This is a genomic window from Comamonas aquatilis (genome assembly GCF_965139575.1).
GTDB lineage: Bacteria > Pseudomonadota > Gammaproteobacteria > Burkholderiales > Burkholderiaceae_C > Comamonas > Comamonas aquatilis.
In genome coordinates this window covers 1-3274 of the sequence record NZ_CBCSIW010000042.1, presented here as the reverse complement: position 1 = coordinate 3274, position 3274 = coordinate 1, and the positions used below count along the sequence as shown (strand labels likewise).

The 3274-nt window shown below is 58.7% G+C and carries 2 protein-coding genes; both read left to right on the top strand.

Features of this window, described 5'->3' with window-relative positions; genetic code table 11:
* The first annotated feature begins 382 nt into the window (after positions 1-382).
* Complete coding sequence (gene xdhC / locus ACNAZA_RS22290; protein WP_415798677.1) at positions 383-1210, top strand: xanthine dehydrogenase accessory protein XdhC; 828 nt, start codon at positions 383-385, stop codon at positions 1208-1210.
* 342 nt (positions 1211-1552) lie between these two features.
* Complete coding sequence (locus ACNAZA_RS22285) at positions 1553-2839, top strand: urate hydroxylase PuuD (protein ID WP_415798676.1); 1287 nt, start codon at positions 1553-1555, stop codon at positions 2837-2839.
* Positions 2840-3274 lie beyond the last annotated feature (435 nt).

Sequence of the window (3274 nt, the reverse complement as noted above, 5' to 3'; positions counted from 1 at the left end):
GGACCGGGGCCGGGGCCGGGGCCGGGACCCATGCTTCCGGGCACGATCTGGCAGCCGGTAATCAGGGCTGTGATCGAGGCGACCATGGCCGCCGCCCAGCGCAAAGGGTTCTTGCGCTCAGCGGGAGTGACGGTTGGCTGTGAGTTTTGGGGCATTTCAGTGTTCTCCGACATAGGTCAAGCGTATCTCCAAATGCCGCCGCGACAGGGAAACCGCGGAGATTCGCCGCCCCGGTCACAAAAAGATACTGCGCCGCGGCGCGCAAGTACAGCAGCCATCTTGTGCAGCTGCTGTAGGAGGCGCCGTGGGTATGGCGGCTTTGATGCGCAGTTCATATCAGTTTCTGTCTGAGCAGCGGACAAAAATCAGAGAATATGCAGGGATGTGGAGTCAGTCATACAAAAGCATTCTGGCCCGCGTGGCGGAGCAACCGCTGTGCTGGGTGCAGGTGGCGAGCACGCGCGGATCGGCTCCGCGTGAAGCTGGGGCGTGGATGGCCGTTTTTGCCGATACCGTGTTCGGAACCATTGGCGGAGGCCATCTGGAATGGCAGGCCATAGAACATGCCCAGCGTTTGTTGGCCCAGCCGCCTGGGGCTGAGGCGTTGGCGCAGCCCGTGACTCAGCACTACGCGCTAGGCCCCAGTCTGGGGCAGTGCTGTGGCGGTGCCGTGGTTCTCAGCTATACGTTTTATGCAGCGGGAGAGCAGCAGCGCTTGCAGGCCTTGCTGCCCATGCCATCGCGCAGCGTCGCCTTGTTTGGGGCCGGGCATGTGGGCCATGCCTTGGTGCGCATACTCTCTTGTCTACCGTACCGCGTTGTCTGGGTGGATAGCCGTGACGCGGTATTTCCCGAGGATGTGGCCTTGGGTGTGCAATGCGAGTACTCCGATCCCGTGCAGTCAGCGGTGCACGATTTGCCTGCACAGTCGCAGGTGCTGATCATGAGCTTCAGCCATGCAGAGGATCTGGAGATCGTGGCCCAGTGCCTGCTGCGTCAGCGGGCCAGAGCCGATCTGGGCTTTATCGGCCTTATCGGCAGCAAAACCAAATGGGCAACCTTCAGGCGCCGTTTGCGCGATAGAGGCTTTAGCGACACAGAGCTGGCACAAGTGACCTGCCCTATCGGTGTGGCCGGCATCACGGGCAAGGAGCCCGATGTGATTGCCGTCGCCGTTGCCGCACAGCTGCTGCAAAATCTGCAGCACTGAAGCATCAGTCTTGGTCAATCAGAACGCCCGAATCCCGGGCCGTCCGGCATCGGCCTCTGGCTGTGTTGCAGATGGCGTCAGCCCTGCTAAACATCGGTTTTCAGTGGAGCAGCCAGTACGCAACGAGGCCAAAAAATGCACAACCAAGGGAAATCACTGAGGGTTGAGAGACATTGTTTGATTGGCTTGATGTGGTTAAGTGTATACAATTTTTGTCAACAGACAGGTCGCAGCGGTGCCCCTAAGCTTCTAGCCTAGGGAGCGTGGCCTTTTCTACTGCTCAGAGCGCCCGCAGTGGTGAGCAGGTTGAACGGCAGCCCCACGCTGCCAAGGTTGAGAGCTATGGAAAGCTACATTCTCGACTGGGCCAACCTGCTATTGCGTTGGCTCCACGTCATTACCGCCATTGCTTGGGTGGGCTCCTCTTTCTATTTCGTGTTCCTGGACAGCAGCTTGACGCCGCCTGTCGATGAAGACTTGAAGAAACAGGGCGTCAGCGGCGAACTCTGGGCTGTGCACGGCGGTGGTTTCTACCACCCCGTCAAGTTCAATGTCTCGCCGCCCAAGATGCCGGATCACCTGCATTGGTTCTACTGGGAGAGCTACACCACCTGGCTGTCCGGCTTTGCGCTGCTGACGGTTTCCTATCTGTGGAATGCCAAGATCTACCTAGTCAATCCCGGTGATCCGAATGCCATGAGCTCGGCTGCAGCCATCGGCTCCGCACTGTCCTTCCTGGTCGTTTTCTGGCTGCTGTATGACTTCATCTGTCGTACCTTCGGTCAGAAGAAGAATGGCGACGCCACCGTTGGCGCCATGGTGCTGGTGCTGGTGTGTATTGCCGCCTTCCTGGCCTGCCACATCTTCCCCGGCCAGGCTGCCTTCCTGCTGATGGGCGCAATGATCGCGACTTCCATGAGCGCCAACGTGTTCTTCTGGATCATCCCTGGCCAGCGCAAGGTGGTGGCGGCTCTGAAGGCCGGTCAGCCCGTGGACCCTCTGCACGGCCAGCGCGCCAAGCAGCGCAGCGTGCACAACACCTACTTCACGCTGCCCGTGCTGTTCGCCATGTTGTCCAACCACTACGGTTGGTTGTACAGCCATGAGCTGAACTGGCTGGTTCTGATCGGCATGATGTTTGCCGGTGCTGCCATTCGTCAGTTCTTTGTGATGCGCCATGGCTTCAAGCTGGGTCGCAACAGCCACCCCTGGCCTTATGCTGCAGTGGGCGTGGTCGCGCTGATTGCCGTGTTTGCCTGGCTCAAGCCGGCTCCAGCTCCTGTTGCAGCTGCAACTCCTGCTCCCGCTCCTGCTGCGGTGGCTCCTGCTGCTCCAGCGCCTGAAGCTTCGGCAACTGCGCCTGCGGTGGCCGCAGCCGCTGCAGGCGGTGATGGCTTTGCCAAGGTCAATGCCGTGTTCCAGCAACACTGCGTGCTGTGCCACGGTGCAGCCATTCAGCAAAAGAGCGTGCGTCTGGATTCTCCGGAAGCCGTCAAATCGCATGCCCAGCAGATTTACCAACAAGTGGTTCAGTTGCGCAAAATGCCTTTCGGCAACCCCGGCGCCCTGTCGGACGACGAGCGCAATCTGGTCAAGAACTGGTATGAGTCTGGCGCTTCGGTGAACTGATGCGTCTGTAGTGTTCTGGGTAATTAAAGTCGTAAACCGGCAAATAAAGTCGTAAACCCGGGGCTAGCATTCATGCGGGTTTGCGGGGCGGTGACTTGTAACCGTAAAGTCGTAAACTCGAGCTAGCCTTCGTGATGTTGGGCGGCAAATAACCTCTGTCTGGCGCACCTGTTGTGCAGTCTTAGCTATGAAAAGAGCGCTCGCACATAGCGCTCTTTTCCTTGCGTGAACGCGGCTTCTTACGACTGCGCAGTCGTTGGAAAATTTCGACTTTATGGCTACTTCAGGCTGGATGCAGTCGTTCAACTTAGAAGTGGCGTTGTTGCATAAATCGCAGGCTAGGGTCAGGTAGCCTCGTGCGATGAGTCATTCCCCGCAGTCCAAACCTCGCTATCGCACCACCAACTGGAAGCAATACAACGCAGCGCTCAAAGC